Here is a 20,618-nt window from a genome sequence, read left to right on the forward strand (position 1 = left end):
GGCGTCTTCGGCGCCGCCTTTCTCTCCGCGACCCTGCTCTTCGGCCTGTCGGAAGCGGCGGTGGTTGCCGCCGCCCTTTCGGCCGAAACGAGCCGGGCAGCGCTGTTTCTCGCAGCGACGGCCGGCAATGTGCTCGGCGCGCTCGTCAATTTCGCGCTCGGCCGCTTCGCAATCCGCTTCGAGGACCGGCGCTGGTTTCCCGTCTCGCGCCACGCGCGGCAAAAGGCCGAGACGCTCTTCGCGCGCTACGGCCGACCGGTGCTGCTGTTCTCCTGGCTGCCGATCGTCGGCGACCCGTTGACGCTCGCCGCCGGACTGCTCCGCATGCCGCTCGCCGTCTTCCTCGTGTATGTGACGATCGGCAAGGCGGCGCGTTATGCCGCGCTGCTGTGGCTGACGCCATCGTAACCACAGGTTCAGCTATGCGCAAAAATGTCCGTCTCCTCCCAGCCGAGCAGGTCGAGCTTGGCGCGCGTCGGCAGGAAGGCGAAGCAGGCGTCGGCATGGTCCATGCGGCCGTCGCGGATGAGGCGCGCCGTCAGCTTGTCGCGCAGCGCATGCAGGTGAAGCACGTCCGAGGCGGCGTATTCGAGTTGCGCCGGCGAGAGGATATCGGCGGCCCAGTCGGAGGACTGCTGCTGCTTCGAGATGTCGACGTCGAGCAGTTCCTTGAGATTGTCCTTGAGCCCGTGGCGGTCCGTATAGGTGCGGGTCAGTCGGGAGGCGATCTTGGTGCAGAAGACCGGTGTGGCGGTGACGCCGAAAGTATGGAACAGCACCGCGATGTCGAAGCGACCGAAGTGGAAGATCTTCTGGCGGGCCGGATCGGCAAGCATCTGGACGAGGTTCGGCGCCTCTTTCTGGCCGGCAGCAATGCGGATCACGTCGGCGGTGCCGTCACCCGGCGAGAGCTGCACGACGCAGAGACGGTCGCGGCGGGGGACGAGGCCGAGCGTTTCCGTATCGATGGCGATCGCGCCGGCATAGCGGGCCGCGTCGGCTGCGGAAATGTCACCTTCGTGGAACCGTATTGTATTCGCCATCGAGAATCCCCAGATCGTTGCTGCATGATTCCTTGAATCGGATTCGGTTCAAGGCAAATCATGCAGCGTTTCAAAGTGCTACAGCGGCCTCAGCGCGCCTGATGGGCGCGCGGCGCTGTAGAGCGTAGCAGGCCTATAGCGCAAGTTTGTCGGCCGCGATACCGTGTCACGGCGCCGGCGCTTCGCCGCCGCCCTCCCGAAAGTTCCCAGGCCCGAAAGTTCAAAGGCATGACTTCGTTCCGTTCCGCGCTGTCGCTTTCCATGACCGCCTTGATGCTGAGCCTCTCGGCCCAGGCCGGGCTTGCGGACGAGGCGCCCCTCGATTTTGCACAGAGCTTTCGGGACCTTCCCGGCGTGCGGCCGCTGAACCCGCTGCAGGATGGCGAAAGCACGGTTTGCGAGCAGGTCTTCATCGACCGCTACGGCCCCTTCGAGCCCTCCCATGGCCGCCCCCGTTACGACACCATCTACCGATGCCGCAAGGGAGACGGCCCGGTCTTCCAAAGCGGACGTTTGCCGCCATCGCTCGAACGGCAGAAGCGCGGCCTGAACTATTGAGAGCGGCGAGGCTTTGCCGAAAATTGGAGGAAGAAGGATGCCCGAGACGAACCGACCGCTTGTCATCAGCGCGCCCGCACCCCGCACGCTCGAGCTGATCTTCCGTCGAGAAGCACTGGACGCGCTCAACAGGCGGTATCGCGTCGTCGAAGCGGACCCGGAAAACATCGCCGGGCTTGACGACGCCACGCTCGCCGAGGTCTGCTACATCATCGGCCAGCCGCCGCTCGACGAGCGGACGCTCGGGCGCATGCCGCGGCTGCGCGCCATCCTCAATGTCGAAAGCAACCTCCTCAACAACATGCCCTACGAGGTGCTTTTCCAGCGCGGCATTCACGTCGTGACAACCGGCCAGGTCTTCGCCGAGCCGGTGGCGGAGATGGGGCTCGCCATGGCGCTCAATCTCGCCCGCGGCATCGTCGATGCGGACGTCGCCTTCCGGGACGGACGCGAGCTCTGGGGCGGAGAGGGCAACCGATCGGCACGGCTCCTTTCCGGCTCCGAGATCGGCATCATCGGCTTCGGCGATCTCGGCAAGGCGTTGAACCGCGTGCTTTCCGGCTTTCGCGCCAGAGTCCGCGTCTACGATCCCTGGCTGCCCGGCTCCATTCTCACCGACGCCGGGGTCGAGCCGGCATCGCTCGAGACGGTGCTGACAAGCAGCGACTTCGTCTTCGTGGTCGCGGCGGTCACCAGCGAAAACGAGGGTTTTCTCGGTGCCGAGGCCTTCGCGAAGATGCGGCCCGGAGCAGCCTTCATCCTGCTCAGCCGCGCCGGCGTCGTCGATTTCGATGCGTTGATCGCCGCAGTCGAAGCGGGCCGGATCGTGGCGGCGAGCGACGTCTTCCCCGAGGAGCCGCTGCCGCTCGACCATCCGGTCCGGCGGCTTCCCGGTTTCCTGCGGTCGGCGCACCGCGCCGGCGCGCTCGATTCGGCCTTCAAGAAGATGGGCGAGATGGTGCTCGACGACATGGAGCTGATGGACCGCGACCTGCCGCCGATGCGCTGCAAGCGGGCGGAGCGCGAGACGGTGGCGCGGATGCGATCGCGGCCGGTCAGCGTCAATTGAGACGGCCTGCGGCAAGGGCAATAAACGGCCCTATGCAAACCCACCCGATACTGCAAAAATCTTTCAGCCAATCCGCATAGGGGCACGGACATGCGCGGCTCTGACGAGAACAAGCGTCTTGAGACCTGGACGCTCCGGTCGCTGCTGAGCCTCGTCATGGTCGCCGTCCTGATCGTCGTGTCCGCCACTCTCGTGGGGCTTGACTATCGCCGTGCCCGCAATGCGGCGATCGAGGATGCCGAGGCCAATATGGGCGCCTTCGTCGATCGCCTGGTCGGTCGGCTCGGCATGCTTTCCGGCGATACCTCGGCGCTGGTCGGCCTCGTCGCATCCGTCGCCAACGCCTTTCTGGTGCCGCCGCCGGAGCGCATGAACGACAAGGTGGCCCTGCTGCGCGAAGGCATCATCCGCTCGCCGCATATCGACGGCGTCTATGTCGGCTATCCGAGCGGCGCCTTCTTCCATGTGGTCGATTTGAGGTCCTCCGCCTGGCGGATAGCGCTCGACGCGCCACGAGGGGCGACGCTCGCGGTGCGCTCGATGGAACGGGACGACCAGGGAAGGCCGTTTGACCGCGTCCTCTTCCTCGACGAAAGCGGCCTGCAGTTCGCCGAACGCCAGGTGGCCCCGGCCGGTTATGATCCGCGGATCCGACCCTGGTATCGTGCGGCCGTCAACGGCAAGGCGCCAATGGCGACCGGCCCCTACGAGACGGCAACGACGGCCAAGCTCGGCATGACCATTTCGCAGGCCCATCGCGGCAACCCGAAGATCGTCATCGGCGCCGATGTTGTCTTGGACACGATCACCGACTTCCTGTCCCGCGAACGGCTGACGCGCGACTCCGTCTCCCTGATTCTCGATGCGGTCGGAAGGCCCATCATGCATTCCGACCCGACGGCGATGAGGCGCATTCTGGCAACGAAGGACAGCACCGCGCCGGTGGCGGTGCCTGAGACCGACCCCCTTGTCGACAGCATTCGGCACAATCCGCCGGCACCCGGCAAGGCGAGCTTTGTCAACGTCGGCGACCGCACCTATCTCGCCATGGTGACGCCGCTCGAATCGGCGCAGCTTCTGTCGGGCCACCGGGTCGTCGTCGCGGCGCCGCTCGACGAGTTGATGGCGGCCGCCAACGAGACGCTCGTCCAGAGCCTCGCCATCTCGGGTTCGGTGGTGGTGCTTGCCGTCCTCTTCTCTCTGGTGCTTGCGCATCTGATCACCAAGTCGCTCAACCAGCTCACCGACAGCGCCAACCGGCTGCAGGATCTCGACTTCACCACGCCGATCGACGTGCCCTCGCATGTGACGGAAATCTCGACGCTCAACAACGCGATGAACAGGGCCCGCGACGCGATCTTTACCTTTGCGCTCTATGTGCCGCGGGAACTGGTGCGCAAGGGCATCGAATCCGGGCAGTTCACCGGCCGCTCCGGCTGGCGCCAGGAGGTGACGGCACTGTTCACCGACATCTACGACTTCACCACCATCAGCGAGCACCATTCGCCGGAGGCGGTGGTGGCGATGCTGTCGGAATATTTCGACATCTTCAGCGAGGTGGTCGCCGCCCATGACGGCACGATCATTCAGTTTCTGGGCGATTCGGTCTTTGCCATGTGGAACGCACCGGTCGCCGACCCGCGCCACGCCGAGCACGCCTGCCGTTGCGCGCTCGCCGTCGAAGAGCGGCTCGAAGCCTTCAACGCGAAACAACGGGAGAAGGGGCTGCCGGAGTTTCGCACCCGCTTCGGCATCCATACCGGCCCGGCCGTCGTCGGCAGCGTCGGCGCAAAGGAACGCCTGCAGTATACCGCCATGGGCGACACGGTGAACGTCGCCTCGCGGCTCGAGGGCATGAACAAGGACTACGGCACGACCATCCTGGCGAGCGGCGCCGTGATGGCGCAATGCGGCGACGTCATCGCCTTCCGCCCGCTCGGCTTCGCCCAGGCAAAGGGGCGAGTCAGCGCGCTCGAAATCTACGAGGTTCTCTCGGCCGCCGCGATTGCCGAGCAGCCTGCCGGCGAGCAGACCGGCACCGCCGCGTAGGCGGCGAAATACGGGCCAGCCCCCGTGGGTGGCAAGAACGCAAAAAGCCCGGGCAACCGGGCTTTTTCTGCATTTCTAAAAGGGAAATGGTGCCCAGAAGAGGACTCGAACCTCCACGCCTCGCGGCACAGGTACCTGAAACCTGCGCGTCTACCAATTCCGCCATCTGGGCGACGGACCGGCATGTAAAAGGCCGGGGGCGAAGTGTCAACAGGCATTTTGAAGTTTTCACGCCCGGACATGAAAAAGCGCCGGGAGCGGCGCCGGTCCGTCGTGTCCCGCCTTCCCGCCGGTCTGGCCGGAGCGATCCAAGCTCGCATCGATCGGGCAAGAATTTCAGTGACATGGACGCCGGAGAGGCGCATGCTTCGGCGGACGGCCGAATGGCGCGGAAATCCGACGCCCGAGTACGCGCGTGCGCGCCGGCGTCATGGAATAGAGCAACCAAAACAAACGTCTATGGAGAAGGGACAAACCGGAAAGCACGTCTTTCGGAAAGTGAGGAAATAATGACGGGATTTCGGAATTTCGTTATGAGCTGCGCTCTGGCGGCCGCCTCCATGATCCCCCCTGCCGCGCCTGTCCAGGCCATGCCGCGTCCGGCGCTCGACATAGAGATCAAGGCGCCCGCGGACGTCCAAAGCGTAACCCACCGTGGATATTATCGCCGGGGCTATTATCCGCGCTGGCGGGGCGGCTATTACGGTGGCTGGCCGGGTTATTATCCCGGCTACCGCCGTGCCGGCATCAGCTTCTATTTCGGGCCGGGCGCCGCCTACTATCCACGCCGGTATCACTATGGAAACCGATACTATTACGGGACCCGCTACTACGGGCCCGGCTATTACCCCGGTTACTATCCGCACCGCTACTATCGCCACGGTTACTATGGCCAACGGTATTATCGGCCTGGTTATTATGGGGGCTTCGCCCGGGGCTGGTAAGGACTCGGTCGCACGAGGCGCGGAGGTTCCGCCGCGCCTCCTTGTTTCCTGAAGCCGCGCGGGGGTAGGCTGCCGCGTTGTCGCGGGTGCGCGCGCTATCGTTTTCTGACGATGCCGAGCCGCGCCATGACCTCCCTCGGGATGCCGTAGCGGCGCACCGCATCGCGGCTGTCGCGCAGGCCGCAGATTTCGCGCTGGATGAGGAAGGCCCAGACGGCGTCGGCCGCCTCGTCGAGAAGCCGCTCGCGTTCCTCCGGCCGGCCCCGCTCCCGGTCGAAGCCATTCAGCGCGGCGATCGCTTTTTCAACCTTGAGGCCGTGCCGCCCCAGCGCATCGGCGCGCTCAGCCATGAGTTCGTATTCGAGCACGTTGACGCCGCTTCCGGTATCGAAACGGCTGAGCGATTGCGGCGGACGGAATGTCATCGGCAGCTCCATCGAGGCAAAGCCCGGGCAGGATGGACCCGCAGCGGCCTTCCTGCAAGGGCGGAGCATCGGATGCATAACGGGGTTCGTGGGCCTGTGGAGAATGCGCAGCTTTGCCGTCCTCGCCGCCCGATCATGGTTAACACTTCATAAACTTCTTTGCCCTATCCTCGACGATCATGCCTTCTGCATATGTCCTTAAATCGGAGCCGACTTAAGGACAAAACATGCAGCATTCGAAGTGTTGCAGCGACCTTTGCGCGTTTGAGATGACACGCGGCGCTGTAGGTCCCATGCCGGCGGCCAGGCCGCGGCGGGCCGGCCCATCGGCCGCTACGCGCATGAGGCGCCCTCCAGCAGAAACGTTCGATGGCGAGCGCGGCTCCACATGGCGCCGCCGCACGCAATTGGAGACGAGGATGCCGATACCGATTGGCACGATCCGAAACGCAAGTACGCCCGGCGACGACATCGTCCAAGCGGTTCGGCGGGTCCTGCCGCCGGCCGGCCAGCGCGCCGAGGCGATCCAGAAGCTTCTCGATATGCTTGGCCGACACCTTTCGGGCAAGGAGGTCCTTCCCCGCGATGCGCTGGTGCGGCTCATCGAGGACCTAGCCCGCGTTCTCAAATTTCCGCCCCTTCCGCAAGAGACCGGCCGCGCCTTCGTTCGGCGTCTGGTCGAGGTGGTGGAGGCCTTGCCCCTCCCGGAACGACTGGCGATCGAAAGGCAGCTTGGCGGAGGCGGCCTCGCGCGACGGCTGGCAGCCCTGACGCAAAGCGGGCCATCGGCAGGGTTTGGGAACCCCACGACGCCCTTGCCCACCGGCGGAATTCGAAACCTGCCGCTTCAGCTGCCGATGCCCCAGCAAGCCGCTGCAGCGCAGACGCCCCCGCCGAGCGACCCGGCGCTGCTGCAGGCGATGCTGAAAAAGACTTACGGCGCCGATGACGGCGGCGCGGATGACGGCGGGGTGCCGGCCGAGCGTCCTGAAGAGGCGCTGCAAGCGGCCGAACCCGGCGAGCCCGGACGGGGATCGCCGCCGACTTCGCGACACGGGCAATTACTGGTCGGCAACGGCATTCTCGCTGCATCCACCGCCTCAGCGGGGGTGGCAGAGGAGGGCGTCGAAGCGGCGGCGGCGACGCAGCCGGCATTGGCGGAGGGTTCGGAGAGTGTCGCAGCAACTGCCGCAGGCGACGAAGTCCTGCCGGCTCTTGTCGAAGGCAATGAAGCGGCCGTCTCCCGACCATCGGCCGAGGCCCCGCCCGAAAAGCCGGACCAGACATCCGGCGGGGCGGAAGCGGACACCGGGCAAGGCGACCCCGGCACGGACGTCGACGGGTTCGAGACGGATGGAACCTATGGGCCATCGCGCCCCAAAGGGACCGATGCGCGGCAGCCAGCCCAGCCTTCGGCGCCACGGGCGGCCCCCCCGGCATCCGCGCTCGCCAATGCCGCCGAGGCGCTGCTGCAAGGCAGCCTCGATCTGCCCGGCCCAATGACGGAAGCCGGGCCGGCGTTGGCCATGAAGGAAGCCGAACGGGAGCCCGTGCCGGCGCGGTCGATTCCTGCTGAGCCCGAACGTCTCGCCGAAAGGCCGCGGCTCGCCGAGGATATCCAACCCATCGCCGAGCCGACTGGCGCGGAAAAGACGGAGACTGCCTCGCGCGGATCGCCTGCCGTTCAACGTCAGGGTTCGGCCGGCGAGGACGTCACCATGCAGCAGGCAATCGCCCTCCTTGTCGAAAGCGGCCTGCCGGAGATCATCCCCTTCGCGATGGTGCCCTATCCGCCGGCCCAGGAGGATGCTGATGACGGAGACGGCAGGACCGACCGTTACCCTGGCGATGACGATGAAGGCAACGCCGGCACACAGGGAGAAGATAGGGAAGACGAGGAGAAGGGGCAGGATCCCGAAAGCGACGGCGACGATGCGGCCGATCCCGAGGCGAGCGATGCCTATGACCTCTACAGAAAACTCGGCGACCTGGGCTGATTGGTAAGCCTAACCGCAAAGCGTGCTCAATGCGCATAACAAAAAAGCCCGCGGAGATCGCTCTCCGCGGGCTCATCATTTCGGGCCTGACAACGATTACTCGTTGGTCTGGCGGTTCTTCAGCGCTGCGCCGAGGATGTCGCCGAGCGAGGCACCCGAGTCGGACGAGCCGAACTGAGCGACGGCTTCCTTCTCTTCGGCGATTTCCAGAGCCTTGATCGACAGCTGGATCTTGCGGTCCTTCTTGGAGAAGTTGGTGACGCGGGCGTCGACAACCTGACCAACCGAGAAGCGCTCCGGACGCTGTTCGTCGCGGTCACGCGACAGATCGGCGCGGCGGATGAACGAAGTGATGTCCTCGTGGTTGACGAGCTTCACTTCGATACCGCCATCGTTGACGCCGATGACTTCGGCCGAAACGACGGCGTTCTTGCGCAGTTCGCCGGAAGCGGCAGCTTCGCCGACAGCATCCTTGCCGAGCTGCTTGATGCCGAGCGAGATACGCTCCTTCTCGACGTCCACATCGAGAACGACAGCACGGACGACATCGCCCTTGTTGAATTCCTCGATGACCTGCTCGCCCGGACGGTTCCAGTCGAGGTCGGAGAGGTGGACCATGCCGTCGACATCGCCGTCGAGGCCGATGAACAGGCCGAATTCGGTCTTGTTCTTGACTTCGCCTTCGACTTCGGTGCCAGCCGGATGGCCGTGCGCGAATGCCTGCCACGGGTTCTCGAGCGTCTGCTTGAGGCCGAGCGAGATGCGGCGCTTGGTCGGGTCGACTTCGAGAACGACCACGTCGACTTCCTGGCTGGTGGACAGGATCTTGCCGGGATGGACGTTCTTCTTGGTCCAGGACATTTCGGAGATGTGGATCAGGCCTTCGATGCCCGGCTCCAGCTCGACGAACGCACCGTAGTCGGTGATGTTCGTGACCGTACCGGTGATCTTCTTGCCGACCGGATACTTCGCACCGATGCCATCCCACGGATCCGACTCGAGCTGCTTCATGCCGAGCGAGATGCGGTGGGTTTCCTGGTTGATGCGGATGATCTGAACCTTGACCTGCTGGCCGATGCTCAGGATCTCCGACGGATGGTTGACGCGGCGCCATGCCATGTCGGTGACGTGCAGCAGGCCGTCGATGCCGCCGAGGTCGACGAACGCACCGTAATCGGTGATGTTCTTGACGACGCCCTCGACAACCTGGCCTTCTTCGAGGTTCTGAACGATTTCAGAACGCTGCTCGGCGCGCGACTCTTCGAGAACCGTGCGGCGCGAAACGACGATGTTGCCACGGCGCTTGTCCATCTTGAGGATTTCGAAGGGCTGCGGGTTGTGCATCAGCGGCGTTACGTCGCGGATCGGACGGATGTCGACCTGCGAACGCGGCAGGAAGGCTACGGCGCCGTCGAGATCGACGGTGAAGCCGCCCTTGACCTGGTTGAAGATGATGCCTTCGACGCGTTCGCCGGCTTCGAACTTCACTTCCAGGCGCTGCCAGCTCTCCTCGCGGCGAGCCTTCTCGCGCGACAGAACGGCTTCGCCGAGCGCGTTTTCGATACGCTCGACATAGACTTCGACTTCGTCGCCGACCTTGAGCGAGCCGTCCTTGGCCTTGGCGCCGAATTCCTTCAGCGGAACGCGGCCTTCGACCTTCAGACCGACGTCGACGATGGCGACGTCCTTTTCGATGGCCGTGATGACGCCCTTGGCGACATAGCCTTCAGCGAGGTCCGTCTTGGCGAAGGACTCTTCGAGAAGCGCTGCGAAATCATCACGGGTGGGGGTGGTTGCAGACATATAATCTCCTGCTGCATCTCCTGCCGGAGACGCATATGCGCCGGGGGCTGGTGTTGAACAGGCCTGAACCCAGTCCGCCCTTCTGAAAGGGCAATCCGGCGCATGGACGGAATTTCAGGCTATTAGAGGTAGACACGTCCGGCCACGGGCCGAAAAAACCTTCCCTCAAATCTTCTTCAGGGCAGCGTCGATCAGTGCCTTCGCCGCCTGGAATGCGGCCTCTATACCCATTTCGGACGTGTCGAGCAAGTGCGCATCCTCGGCGGGCCTCAGCGGGCTGTCGGCGCGGCCCATGTCGCGCTCGTCGCGCCTTCTCACGTCCTTGAAGATCGCCGCGTAATCGGCTGCCCCACCGCCGGCGATGATCTCGTCATAGCGCCGCTTGGCGCGGACTTCCGGCGAGGCCGTGACGTAGAGCTTCACCGTCGCGTCCGGGCAGACGACGGTGCCGATGTCGCGCCCGTCGAGCACGGTGCCCGGCTCCTTCAGCGAAAAGCCCCGCTGCGCCTCGACCAGCGCCCGGCGTACCGCCGGCATGACGGCGATCTTCGAGGCCGCCTCGCCGATCGCATGGGCCGACAGCATCGAGCGGTCGAGCCCGGCCAGCTCGACGTCGCGCGCCATCTTCTCGGCGACTGCCTCGTCATCGAGCGGCAGCCCGGCGTCGAGGAGCGCCTTGGCCGTGGCGCGGTAGGTGAGCCCCGTGTCGAGATGGTGGAAGCCGTACTCCTCGGCAATCCGGCGCGAAAGCGTCCCCTTGCCGGCGGCTGCGGGCCCGTCGATGGCGATGGTGATCATGTCTGGTCCTGCGATCGAAAACTGTCGCCGGTGCTGTAGATGAAAATGGCGGCGGATTCCACCGCCCGCGAGGTCAATCGCGCTTTCGACCGACACGTGCGACAAGCGCCGAGGCCGTCCACTTTGCCAGGAGCACGCTGACAAGGAACGCCCCGACAGGCAGGGCGGGTCCCATCGGAAAAGAATTCCGCTTTCCGAAATAGAAAGCGACGCCCTCATTCAACTGGATCAGCGTGCTTCCGGTTGAAAACATGCCGAAGAGGGAGGCGAAGCCGAGTATCAGCAGCATCAACACGGATGCACCAGCGACTTTTTCCCGAAGAACGGATGCCGCCACCAAGAGTGCTTGCATGACGGCCAATGGTGGCTGCACCTTTGCGTTGGAGGGAGCAGGAGGCAAAGCCTTCAGCGTTGCATGTCTTCTTTCGCGAAATCTCGCAATATACAGCGCGTTGAATAAAAGTACCGCCATCAAGATGGCGATCGCCGTTCCGTTATTGATATCACCGACCCACCGATAGCCATCGGTCAGAACGAGAATGATTGCGCTCAATAGGGCGCACGCCAATACCTTCGAGTTCTCGTTGCCGATTGCGGCAAACTGTTGAGGGGTCATAACCACCGGCCTTGGCATGGTGCGCGACCAATATTGTACCGAGCCATCATCCAACGTCTTCCACCCTCGGGCATCGCGCGGCGTCTTGTACGGCTCGGGCGCCTGCACTGATGGTCTTGCCTCGGCAAGTATCCGCTTGATCCTGCGCTCAACCGACCGGAAATAGGCGTAGAAGAACGCCGCTCCGAGGAGGAACGCTCCGACAGGGACAGCAAACGAGACATGCCCATGTCGCGCGACCGGACCGAGCGATACGGCGGGAAGCAGCGTCAAAAACGACATCAGCGGGATCATGAATTTGAATCGCAAGATCTGGCCGAGCGCGCGCTCATCAATGATGAAGGGCGGTTCGGACGGTGTCCGCCTATAAAGGATCGTACCGTCCGCCCGTCTTTCCCAATTCAACCCACGATCAAACATCGAATCCTCTCTTCAAACGTCGCCAGATCTCACGCAGAAACAGAGACAGCAGCAGGACAAGGCCGACTATCAATAGCGTCGGAAAGAGCGGGCCATCCGGCACATAGGGTGAAAGCAACTGGTCGATGTGGTGGACAAGTCGATAGCGACGACGCCTGTAGGCGCTGACTGGCCACTCGCGGGGCGGTAGTCCGTCAAGCAGCCTTTCAACTCCATCCCACAGGCCGAACGCGACGAGAATCAGAAACGCGATGACGCAGAGAAGCTTCCAACTGCTCTCGCTGATCCGCTCGGCCGAGGGAGGGAGACCGTAGACGGTTTCCCGTTCGTTGAACGGTGCCACTACCGCCGCACCGCGCCGAACTAGCTTGCGGAGTTCAAGGAAGCCCGCAAAGAAGGGCAGTAGCAGCGCTGCGGTAAGGCAAAGGGCCGAGTAACCACCGATGTTTCCCACCCACCAATGACCGTCGATCGCCTTCAGGCAGATCAGCGCCGGAACCGTGCCCAGCACAAGCGCGAGGAACAGCATCCAATATCGCTTGCTTTCCCGCTTCGACAGGCCCTCCAAAGGACTCCGTGGAAAGGGCAGCGGCACCCCCTCGATAAGGGGCTTCTTCCAGATGATCGGACGGAGTTTACGCTTGCGACTCATTCTTCCGCCGACGTTGTTCCTTCATCATCGCGTACAAATGAATGGCGCTGAAAACAGCTACGGCGGCAACGCCATATGGGCTTGGCGCCCCTTGTGGTTGTCCTGACAGACCGAATGTCATCTTCCCTAGCGTCAAGATAGAGGCGCCGAAGACGGTCCCCCAAAAGAGGCTTGAGCGAAACAGCTTTGCATTGGAGGCGGTCCGATAGAAATTTAAATCTATCTTCCTGAACTCAAATTCCTCCTTCGCCCGCTTGGCGTCGTGCAAAAGAAGGTGGAGTCTTTGTTTCACAATCAGATGTACTGCATGATTGGCTGCAACCAGCACGCCCGTGACGACTGCAGGGACGCCGATGCTCACCTTTCCTTCAAACCAAAATATCCAAAGCGGCAAAAGCGGAACGAGCGACATTGCGAAAACGTACTCGAAGGTTCTCAGCTTTCTGGCCGCCACAACGGTCTTCTCGGAAACATTTAGGGTCGGGGAACGCCCGTTCGTTCGCCAAAGATAGGTTCCATCCGGAAGCTTTCGCCAATTTAAGCCTTGGTCACCGAGGGAGGTCACGTGAGCGGGTCCTTCATCGAACCGAAGGACGGCGAAGCAGGATCTAGGTCACATAGATACAACAAGGCATTTCCCTCTTAGGATTCGACAAATCCATAAGAGGGAAAGCTTAAGCCTGAGTACACGTATTTGTTGCAAATGTAAGTTACTGGGTGAAAATCTTCGCGCCGAGCCCCGCCATCAAACCCATGAATTCCGGGAAGCTGGTGGCGATCATCGTTGCGTCGTCGACGGTCACCGGATGCTCGGAGGCGAGGCCCATGACGAGGAAGCTCATGGCGATGCGGTGGTCGAGATGGGTTTTCACCTGGCCGCCAGCCGCTTGCCAAGGCCCTTGCCGTCCGGGCGGCCGCGCACGACGAGCGAGGCTTCGCCCTCGTCGCAATCGACGCCGTTGAGCTTCAGGCCATCGGCGACGGCGGAGAGGCGGTCGGATTCCTTGACGCGCAGCTCGTCGAGGCCGTTCATCACCGTCGCGCCTTCGGCAAAGGCGGCGGCGACGGCGAGCACCGGATATTCGTCGATCATCGAGGGGGCGCGGTCTTCCGGCACGGTGACGCCCTTCAGCTCCGAATGGCGGACGCGGAGATCGGCGACGTCCTCGCCGCCGGCAAGGCGCTGGTTCATGACTTCGATATTGGCGCCCATTTCCTGAAGCGTCAGGATCAGGCCGGTGCGGGTCGGGTTCATCAGCACGTTGAGGATGGTGACATCGGAACCCGGCACAAGTAGCGCCGCCACCAGCGGGAAGGCGGTGGAGGACGGGTCGCCGGGTACGTCGATCACCTGGCCAGTCAGCTTGCCGCGGCCCTCGAGGCGGATGGTGCGGACACCTTGAGCATCGGTCTCCACCGTCAGGTTGGCGCCAAAACCCTGCAGCATCTTTTCCGTGTGGTCGCGGGTCATCACCGGCTCGATGACGGTGGTGATGCCGGGCGTGTTGAGGCCGGCGAGCAGCACGGCGGATTTCACCTGGGCCGAGGCCATCGGCACGCGGTAGGTGATCGGGTTCGGCGTCGTCGGCCCGCGCAGCGTCACCGGCAGGCGGTCGCCTTCGGCCGACTTCACCTGGACGCCCATCTGGCGCAGCGGATCGAGGACGCGGCCCATCGGCCGCTTGGTCAGCGAGGCGTCGCCGATGAAGGTGGAGTCGAAATCATAGACGCCGACCAGGCCCATGGTCAGCCGGCAGCCGGTGCCGGCATTGCCGAAATCGAGCGGCGCTTCAGGCGCCAGCAACGCGCCATTGCCGACGCCATTGATGATCCAGGTGTCGCCCTCCTTGCGGACCTTGGCGCCCATCGCCTGCATGGCCTTGCCGGTGTTGATGACGTCCTCGCCCTCGAGCAGGCCGGTGATGCGCGTCTCGCCCGAAGCCAGGCCGCCGAACATGAAGGAGCGGTGCGAGATCGACTTGTCGCCGGGAATGCGGACCGTGCCCTTGAGATCGGCAGACTTCTTTGCGGTGGCGGGCCGCGGGCTCAGGCCATGGGACATAATGTTTTACCTCTGACAATCCGGCTCGGCGGCGGCCCAGGGATCAAGCGCTGCTTGGGGGTTGAGCGAGGAACCGCCGGTGTTGCGGGCTCCCTAACATAAAGCGCAAAAGGGGTCATCCTCCCCCATGAAGAAAATGCGCCCCGCCCCGCCCCGAAGTTTGCCGCGGAAGTTTGTCTTTGACAGACGACAGCAAGACGATTATGGGGACCGGCTAATCATCATCAGCTTGATACCTTTCCACCCGCCGGCTTGACCGGCAAGAGCCGGCTCGCCCGGCCATTCAAGAGGCTTTGACTGTGGCAAAACCGGAACTTGGAACAAAGCGCATCGACCCGGAAACGGGGCGCAAATTCTACGATCTGAACCGTGAACCGATCGTCTCCCCCTATACGGGCAAGTCCTATCCGCTGTCCTTCTTCGAGGAGAGCTCCGTCGCCAAGGTGCTCGAGAAGGAAGAAGAGGAAGACGTCAAGGAAGTCGATGCAGAGAGCACCGAAGTCGAACTCGTTTCGCTCGAGGATGCCGACGACGAGGCATCGGGCGGCGACGATCTGCCGGATCTCGGTGATGACGAAGTCGAGATCGACGGCGACGACGACGACACCTTCCTCGAGGCCGACGACGAAGACGATGACGACGACATGAGCGACCTCATCGGCGTCTCGGACGAAGACGAAGACGTCTAAGAGTCTCAAAAGACGAATAAAAGCCGCTTCGGCCGCCAACTCATGCGGCGGCCGGGCGGATGGCCGGAAGAGAAAATAAAATCGACCCGGTCCTCAATTTCGGCTTGCCATCTGCAAAAAGCGGAAGTAATAAGCCGCCACTCGCCGGGCACACTGCCCGACGGTTTCCCGGAACCGGCACTGCCGGACCCTTGATGGGGCTATAGCTCAGCTGGGAGAGCGCTTGCATGGCATGCAAGAGGTCAGCGGTTCGATCCCGCTTAGCTCCACCAAAATCCTTCCACTGTGCGATGCAGTATTGAGCGATCTTGCGTCACGCTACTCGCCACTAACGATGGAATTCACAATATTTTAACCAAGCGAGCCGAAGAGCAGTCTGCATGTTCCTCGCCTCCAAAATCTTCTGGCTCGTCGCCCAGCCGCTGTCCCTCGCCTTCCTGAGCCTGCTCGTCGGCGTATTGCTGATCCTCGCCCGCTTCCGCCGCAGTGGCAGCGTCTTCGCCTCACTCGGCCTGATCGTCCTGTTCCTCAGCCTCTTCACCACTACCGGCCCCTATTTCCTGCAGATCCTCGAGGACCGCTTTCCCCGCCCCTCTCCGCCTCCCACAGAGCTCTCCTGCATCATCGTGCTCGGCGGCGCCTTCGAGAACGTGGTGATCGCAAGCCGCGGCGGCATGGAGTTCAACCAGGCGGCGGATCGCTTCATCGAGACGGTACGGCTCGCCAAGGCCTATCCGGCGGCGCGCATCCTTGTTTCGGGCGGCGACGGTTCGATCAGCGGCGCCTATGAGGGCGATGCGCGGGCCTCCCAAGGCTTCTTCGACGCGTTCGGGATCGCCGCCGATCGGGTGATCCGTGAAGAAGACTCGCGCACGACGTTCGAGAACGCCCGCTACACCAGGGACCTGCTGGCGGCCAACCGGCTCGAACGTTGCGCGCTGGTCACCTCGGCCTATCATATGTCCCGCTCGGTCGGCCTCTTCCGCGCCAACGGCATCGCGGTCGTTCCCTGGCCGGCGGACTACCGGACGAGCGGCAGGGTGCGGCTCGGCTTCGATTTCACCCAGCCCTCGCTCAACGCGCAACTGGCGACGACCGCTGCCAAGGAATGGACCGGGCTTCTCGCCTACTATCTGCTCGGCCGGACGCAGACGCTGCTGCCGCAGTGATGCAGCGATGAGCGAGCAATTCATCTGGAGATGACAGCCTTTCGCGTCAACGCGGCCCCTGACTTGTAGACGCCGCTGCGCTATTGATTTGAGCAACGCAGTTGCAAGCGGAGCATTCATGCCGATTCTCGAAATCCTCGACTATGGCGGTATCGCCGTGTTCGCCGCGACTGGCGCGCTTTCGGCCTCGCGCAAGCAGCTCGACATCATCGGCTATCTGTTCCTGGCCTCCGTCACCGGCATCGGCGGCGGCACGATGCGCGACGTGATCCTCGGCGCAACGCCAGTGTTCTGGGTGCTGAACCCGGCCTATGTGCTTGTCTGCGCCGCGGTCGGGCTCTTGGTGTTCCTGACCTCGCACCGCTTCGAGTCGCGTTACCGGCTGCTCGTCTGGCTCGATGCGGTCGGGCTTTCGGCCTATTGCGTGATGGGCGCTGCCAAGGGGCTGGCGGCCACCGGCTCGCCGACGGTCGCGATCGTCACCGGCATGCTGACGGCGACCTTCGGCGGTATCCTGCGCGATCTCCTGGCCGGCGAACCCTCGGTGCTGCTCCGGCCGGAAATCTATGTCACCGCCGCACTTGTCGGCGCTGGCGCCTTCGTCGTGGCGAGCCTCGCCGGCCTGCCGCTTGCCGCAAGCTCGGCGCTCGGCGTCGCTGCCGCCTTTGCGGTGCGCGGCGGGGCGCTCAGATACGGCTGGACGCTGCCGATCGGCAAGGCCGGTCCAGGCCGCGATCCGGACGAAGTGATGTAGCTGCACGTCGCCCAAAAGGACGCAGCGGTCTTGGGGTAACGACATGCAGAGCAGAAATACGGGAAAGCGCGCGTCGTCAGGCGACGCGCTTCTTCAGCGCTGCGTCTTGCGGCGCAGCCGGACCACCACGTCGACATGGGAGATCTCCATGCCTTCCGGCGGCTCGGGGAGATTGCCGATCTGGATGTTGCTCACCGGGATATCGAGGACCTCGTTCTGGCCTTCGATGAAGAAATGGTGATGATCCGAGACATTGGTGTCGAAATAGGTCTTGGCGCTCTCGACGGCGAGAACGCGGATCATGCCGGCTTCGGTGAACTGATGGAGCGTGTTGTAGACAGTCGCGAGCGAAACCGGGACACCGGCGTCGACCGCCTCTTCATGCAGTTCCTCGACCGTCAGATGGCGGTCGCCCTTGGCGAAAATCAGATCGGCAAGCGCAATCCGCTGGCGCGTCGGGCGCAATCCCGAATTGCGCAGCCTCTCCTGCGAAGAGATTTCCGTTGCTTTCGTCATCCAGAGCCGTTCCGATATTCCTGCCAAGATTATGGAGTATCAGCTTGCGATATAACTTCTGGCGCCGAGGCTTTCAATAGACTCAGACCGTGGAAGCGGCCGCAAGGGCCTGAAAATCGGCCTAAAGCGGGGGAAGGCTGGCATTTAACTCTAGCAGACGCCACATTCATACTGTAAGCGACGGCGGAACGCTATCGCCACAGGGAGCGGCGAAAGGGAGATGCGAGACAGGTTTTCCCACCCGCATGTCGCTCTACTTGGAAGAACGTGACAAACTGCAACCGGCGACGACCGATGCGGGCCGCGCTTCAATTCAGGCCGAACTTGCTCTAAAGCAGGTCGGAGAACACTTGAGAACTCGGGGAAGCAACCATTCATGACCACCAGGCAATCCAGCTTCAGCTATGAGGAAATCCTGACCTGCGGCCGAGGCGAAATGTTTGGCCCCGGCAATGCGCAGCTGCCGCTGCCGCCGATGCTGATGTTCAACCGCATCACCGAGATTTCCGAAACCGGCGGCCCCCACGACAAGGGCTATGTGCGCGCCGAATTCGACATCACCCCGGACCTCTGGTTCTTCCCCTGCCACTTCATGGGCGATCCGGTAATGCCGGGCTGCCTCGGCCTCGACGCCATGTGGCAGCTGACCGGCTTCTTCCTCGGCTGGCTCGGCGAGCCCGGCAAGGGCCGCGCCATCTCGACCGGCGAAGTCAAGTTCACCGGCATGGTGACGCCGAAGACCAAGCTGGTCGAATACGGCATCGACTTCAAGCGGGTGATGCGCGGCCGGCTGGTTCTCGGCATTGCCGACGGCTGGATGAAGGCCGACGGCGAAGTGATCTACAAGGCTACCGACCTCAAAGTCGGCCTCTTCCAGGAAAAGGCCGACTGAACTGCGGGGCCCGCGCCCCGCACGGATCCAAACTAACAAAAGGTCATCTATCATGAGACGGGTTGTTGTAACGGGCCTCGGCATCGTTTCCTCGATCGGTAACAATGCCGACGAAGTCACCGCGTCGCTGCGCGAAACAAAATCGGGCATCACCTTTTCCCCGGATTTCGCCGAGCATGGCTTCAAGTGCCAGGTCTGGGGCCAGCCGACGCTCGACCCGACCGACCTCGTCGACCGGCGCGCCATGCGCTTCCTGTCGCAGGCCGGCGCCTGGAACCACGTGGCGATGAAGCAGGCGATCGCCGATGCTGGCCTCGAAGCCGCCGACATCACCAACGAGCGCACCGGCATCATCATGGGCTCCGGCGGGGCTTCGACGCGCACCATCGTCGAGGCCGCCGAAACCACCCGCAAGAACGTCAGCCCCAAGCGCATCGGCCCCTTCGCGGTGCCGAAGGCGATGTCCTCGACGGCTTCGGCGACGCTTGCCACCTGGTTCCAGATCCACGGCGTCAACTACTCGATCTCGTCGGCCTGCTCGACCTCGGCGCATTGCATCGGCAATGCCGCGGAAATGATCCAGTGGGGCAAGCAGGACGTGATGTTCGCCGGCGGACACGAGGACCTCGACTGGACCATGTCGAACCTCTTCGACGCCATGGGCGCCATGTCCTCCAAGTACAACGACACGCCGTCCTCCGCCTCGCGGGCCTATGACGTCGACCGCGACGGCTTCGTGATCGCCGGCGGCGCCGGCGTCCTGGTGCTCGAGGAACTGGAGCATGCCAAGGCCCGCGGCGCCAAGATCTATGCCGAGATCGTCGGCTATGGCGCGACCTCGGACGGCTACGACATGGTCGCCCCCTCCGGCGAAGGCGCGGTGCGCTGCATGCGCCAGGCGCTGTCCACGGTGAAGGGCGATGTCGACTACATCAACACCCACGGAACTTCGACGCCGGTCGGCGACCAGAAGGAGATCGGCGCCATCCGCGAGGTCTTCGGCGAGAAGATGCCGCACATCCAGTCGACCAAATCGCTGACCGGTCATTCGCTGGGCGCCGCCGGCGTGCAGGAATCGATCTACGGCCTGTTGATGATGCAGGCCGGCTTTATCGGCGAAAGCGCCCATATCGACACGCTCGACCCCGAATTCGAAGGCGTGCCGATCGTCCGCAAGCGCATCGACAACGCCAAGATCGACACGGTTCTCTCGAACTCCTTCGGTTTCGGCGGCACCAACGCGACGCTCGTCTTCCAGCGCTACAACGGATAACAAGATGAACGGACTGATGAACGGAAAGCGCGGCCTCATCATGGGGGTGGCCAACAGCCATTCCATTGCCTGGGGAATCTCAAAGGCACTCGCGAGCCAAGGCGCCGAACTCGCCTTCACCTACCAGGGCGAGGCGCTCGGCAAGCGCGTCAGGCCGCTCGCCGCGGAGGTGAATTCCGACTTCCTGCTGCCCTGCGACGTCGAGGACATCGCCTCCGTCGATGCCGTCATCGAGGCGATCAAGGAGCGCTGGGGCAAGCTCGATTTCATCGTCCATGCCATCGGCTTTTCGGACAAGAGCGAGCTGAAAGGGCTCTACGCGGACACGTCGCGGGAGAATTTCAGCCGCACCATGGTGATCTCCTGCTTCTCCTTCACCGAGATCGCCAAACGGGCCGCCGACCTCATGAGCGATGGCGGCACGATGCTGACGCTTACCTATGGCGGCTCGGTGCGGGTGATGCCGAACTACAATGTCATGGGCGTCGCCAAGGCGGCGCTGGAGGCCTCGGTGCGCTATCTCGCCGCCGACTACGGCGCACGCGGCATCCGCGTCAACGCCATCTCCGCCGGCCCGATCCGCACGCTGGCGGGCGCCGGTATTTCGGATGCACGCGCCATGCTCTCCTGGCAGCAGAAGAACTCGCCGCTGCGCCGCACCGTCACCATCGAGGACGTCGGCAGCTCGGCGCTCTACCTCCTTTCGGACCTTTCCCGCGGCGTCACCGGCGAGATCCACTACGTGGATTCCGGCTACAACATCACCTCGATGCCGGCACTCGAGACCTTGCGCGTCGCCGACGCGGAGTAAGGGCGGGCTCTCGCCCTAAGCTTCCTTCATCGACGAACCCCTCCCCAACCCCTCCCCCTTGTGGGGAGAGGTTGAGGA

Annotated in this window: 20 protein-coding genes, 2 tRNA genes and 1 pseudogene; 13 read left to right on the top strand and 10 right to left on the bottom strand. The window is 63.5% G+C overall.

The features are described from left to right. Window positions 1–60: 60 nt before the first annotated feature. Complete coding sequence (locus N181_RS17175) at window positions 61–408, top strand: YqaA family protein (RefSeq protein ID WP_037398758.1); 348 nt, start codon at window positions 61–63, stop codon at window positions 406–408. An 8-nt stretch (window positions 409–416) separates the two neighbouring features. On the opposite strand, the gene N181_RS17180 is transcribed toward N181_RS17175, so the two are convergent. Then, window positions 417–1,043 carry a ribonuclease D gene (locus N181_RS17180; protein ID WP_037398756.1) on the bottom strand — a complete coding sequence of 209 codons (627 nt, stop codon included), beginning with the start codon at window positions 1,041–1,043 and terminating at the stop codon, window positions 417–419. Between the two features lie 228 nt (window positions 1,044–1,271). Between N181_RS17180 and N181_RS17185 the strand changes: the two genes are divergently transcribed. The 3 genes from N181_RS17185 to N181_RS17195 all read left to right on the top strand — a co-directional run bounded on the left by N181_RS17185 (window position 1,272) and on the right by N181_RS17195 (window position 4,719). Then, the gene (locus N181_RS17185) at window positions 1,272–1,601 is read left to right on the top strand and encodes a hypothetical protein (RefSeq protein WP_037398753.1); all 330 of its coding nucleotides are present in this window, start codon (window positions 1,272–1,274) and stop codon (window positions 1,599–1,601) included. A 37-nt stretch (window positions 1,602–1,638) separates the two neighbouring features. Continuing rightward, window positions 1,639–2,670: a hydroxyacid dehydrogenase gene (locus N181_RS17190; protein WP_037398750.1), complete on the top strand. Its 1,032-nt coding sequence runs from the start codon at window positions 1,639–1,641 to the stop codon at window positions 2,668–2,670. A 90-nt stretch (window positions 2,671–2,760) separates the two neighbouring features. Beyond that, window positions 2,761–4,719, top strand: a complete 1,959-nt coding sequence (locus tag N181_RS17195) for an adenylate/guanylate cyclase domain-containing protein (protein WP_037398747.1) — start codon at window positions 2,761–2,763, stop codon at window positions 4,717–4,719. An 87-nt stretch (window positions 4,720–4,806) separates the two neighbouring features. Here the strand turns inward: N181_RS17195 and N181_RS17200 are convergent. Next, window positions 4,807–4,891 (bottom strand) — tRNA-Leu (locus tag N181_RS17200). A 361-nt stretch (window positions 4,892–5,252) separates the two neighbouring features. On the opposite strand from N181_RS17200, the gene N181_RS17205 reads away from it, so the two are divergent. Beyond that, complete coding sequence (locus N181_RS17205; RefSeq protein WP_234818592.1) at window positions 5,253–5,663, top strand: BA14K family protein; 411 nt, start codon at window positions 5,253–5,255, stop codon at window positions 5,661–5,663. Between the two features lie 95 nt (window positions 5,664–5,758). Here N181_RS17205 and N181_RS17210 read toward each other — a convergent pair whose 3' ends face one another. Continuing rightward, on the bottom strand, window positions 5,759–6,088 hold the full coding sequence (locus N181_RS17210) for a DUF6665 family protein (RefSeq protein ID WP_014330684.1): 330 nt from the start codon (window positions 6,086–6,088) through the stop codon (window positions 5,759–5,761). Window positions 6,089–6,507: 419 nt separating this feature from the next. Between N181_RS17210 and N181_RS17215 the strand changes: the two genes are divergently transcribed. Next, window positions 6,508–8,085: a hypothetical protein gene (locus tag N181_RS17215; RefSeq protein WP_060563618.1), complete on the top strand. Its 1,578-nt coding sequence runs from the start codon at window positions 6,508–6,510 to the stop codon at window positions 8,083–8,085. A gap of 96 nt (window positions 8,086–8,181) precedes the next feature. Here the strand turns inward: N181_RS17215 and rpsA are convergent, their stop codons facing one another. The 6 genes and pseudogenes from rpsA to aroA form a co-directional block, all read right to left on the bottom strand. Then, the gene (gene rpsA, locus N181_RS17220) at window positions 8,182–9,888 is read right to left on the bottom strand and encodes a 30S ribosomal protein S1 (protein WP_014330682.1); all 1,707 of its coding nucleotides are present in this window, start codon (window positions 9,886–9,888) and stop codon (window positions 8,182–8,184) included. A 165-nt stretch (window positions 9,889–10,053) separates the two neighbouring features. After that, window positions 10,054–10,686 (bottom strand): (d)CMP kinase, encoded by a 633-nt coding sequence (gene cmk / locus N181_RS17225; RefSeq protein WP_037398745.1) that lies wholly within the window; start codon window positions 10,684–10,686, stop codon window positions 10,054–10,056. A gap of 73 nt (window positions 10,687–10,759) precedes the next feature. Continuing rightward, entirely contained in the window at window positions 10,760–11,722 is a 963-nt protein-coding gene (locus N181_RS17230; protein ID WP_014330679.1) for a hypothetical protein, read from the bottom strand. Next, window positions 11,715–12,251, bottom strand: coding sequence for a hypothetical protein (locus tag N181_RS17235; protein WP_141322160.1), 537 nt, complete (start codon window positions 12,249–12,251; stop codon window positions 11,715–11,717). The genes N181_RS17230 and N181_RS17235 overlap by 8 nt, the downstream gene beginning before the upstream one ends. Before the next feature lie 106 nt (window positions 12,252–12,357). Continuing rightward, entirely contained in the window at window positions 12,358–12,939 is a 582-nt protein-coding gene (locus tag N181_RS17240; RefSeq protein WP_210172814.1) for a hypothetical protein, read from the bottom strand. A gap of 145 nt (window positions 12,940–13,084) precedes the next feature. Next, window positions 13,085–14,436 (bottom strand): annotated as a pseudogene (aroA, locus tag N181_RS17245) (3-phosphoshikimate 1-carboxyvinyltransferase). Window positions 14,437–14,735: 299 nt separating this feature from the next. On the opposite strand from aroA, the gene N181_RS17250 reads away from it, so the two are divergent. The 4 genes from N181_RS17250 (at window position 14,736) to N181_RS17265 (ending at window position 17,048) form a co-directional block, all read left to right on the top strand. Continuing rightward, the gene (locus N181_RS17250) at window positions 14,736–15,125 is read left to right on the top strand and encodes a TIGR02300 family protein (RefSeq protein WP_014330676.1); all 390 of its coding nucleotides are present in this window, start codon (window positions 14,736–14,738) and stop codon (window positions 15,123–15,125) included. 196 nt (window positions 15,126–15,321) lie between these two features. Continuing rightward, window positions 15,322–15,397 (top strand) — tRNA-Ala (locus tag N181_RS17255). Between the two features lie 108 nt (window positions 15,398–15,505). Beyond that, window positions 15,506–16,294 carry a YdcF family protein gene (locus tag N181_RS17260; RefSeq protein WP_014330675.1) on the top strand — a complete coding sequence of 263 codons (789 nt, stop codon included), beginning with the start codon at window positions 15,506–15,508 and terminating at the stop codon, window positions 16,292–16,294. Window positions 16,295–16,412: 118 nt separating this feature from the next. Beyond that, window positions 16,413–17,048, top strand: a complete 636-nt coding sequence (locus N181_RS17265) for a trimeric intracellular cation channel family protein (RefSeq protein ID WP_014330674.1) — start codon at window positions 16,413–16,415, stop codon at window positions 17,046–17,048. Between the two features lie 93 nt (window positions 17,049–17,141). On the opposite strand, the gene irrA is transcribed toward N181_RS17265, so the two are convergent. Further along, window positions 17,142–17,564: an iron response transcriptional regulator IrrA gene (irrA, locus tag N181_RS17270; RefSeq protein ID WP_014330673.1), complete on the bottom strand. Its 423-nt coding sequence runs from the start codon at window positions 17,562–17,564 to the stop codon at window positions 17,142–17,144. 376 nt (window positions 17,565–17,940) lie between these two features. Between irrA and fabA the strand changes: the two genes are divergently transcribed. The 3 genes from fabA to fabI are packed head-to-tail and all read left to right on the top strand — an operon-like array spanning window position 17,941 to window position 20,540. Beyond that, the gene (fabA, locus tag N181_RS17275; protein WP_014330671.1) at window positions 17,941–18,456 is read left to right on the top strand and encodes a 3-hydroxyacyl-[acyl-carrier-protein] dehydratase FabA; all 516 of its coding nucleotides are present in this window, start codon (window positions 17,941–17,943) and stop codon (window positions 18,454–18,456) included. 52 nt (window positions 18,457–18,508) lie between these two features. After that, window positions 18,509–19,729 carry a beta-ketoacyl-ACP synthase I gene (fabB, locus tag N181_RS17280; RefSeq protein ID WP_014330670.1) on the top strand — a complete coding sequence of 407 codons (1,221 nt, stop codon included), beginning with the start codon at window positions 18,509–18,511 and terminating at the stop codon, window positions 19,727–19,729. Between the two features lie 4 nt (window positions 19,730–19,733). Beyond that, the gene (gene fabI, locus N181_RS17285; protein WP_014330669.1) at window positions 19,734–20,540 is read left to right on the top strand and encodes an enoyl-ACP reductase FabI; all 807 of its coding nucleotides are present in this window, start codon (window positions 19,734–19,736) and stop codon (window positions 20,538–20,540) included. Window positions 20,541–20,618: the final 78 nt, after the last annotated feature.

The organism is Sinorhizobium fredii USDA 205 (assembly GCF_001461695.1).
Lineage (GTDB): Bacteria > Pseudomonadota > Alphaproteobacteria > Rhizobiales > Rhizobiaceae > Sinorhizobium > Sinorhizobium fredii.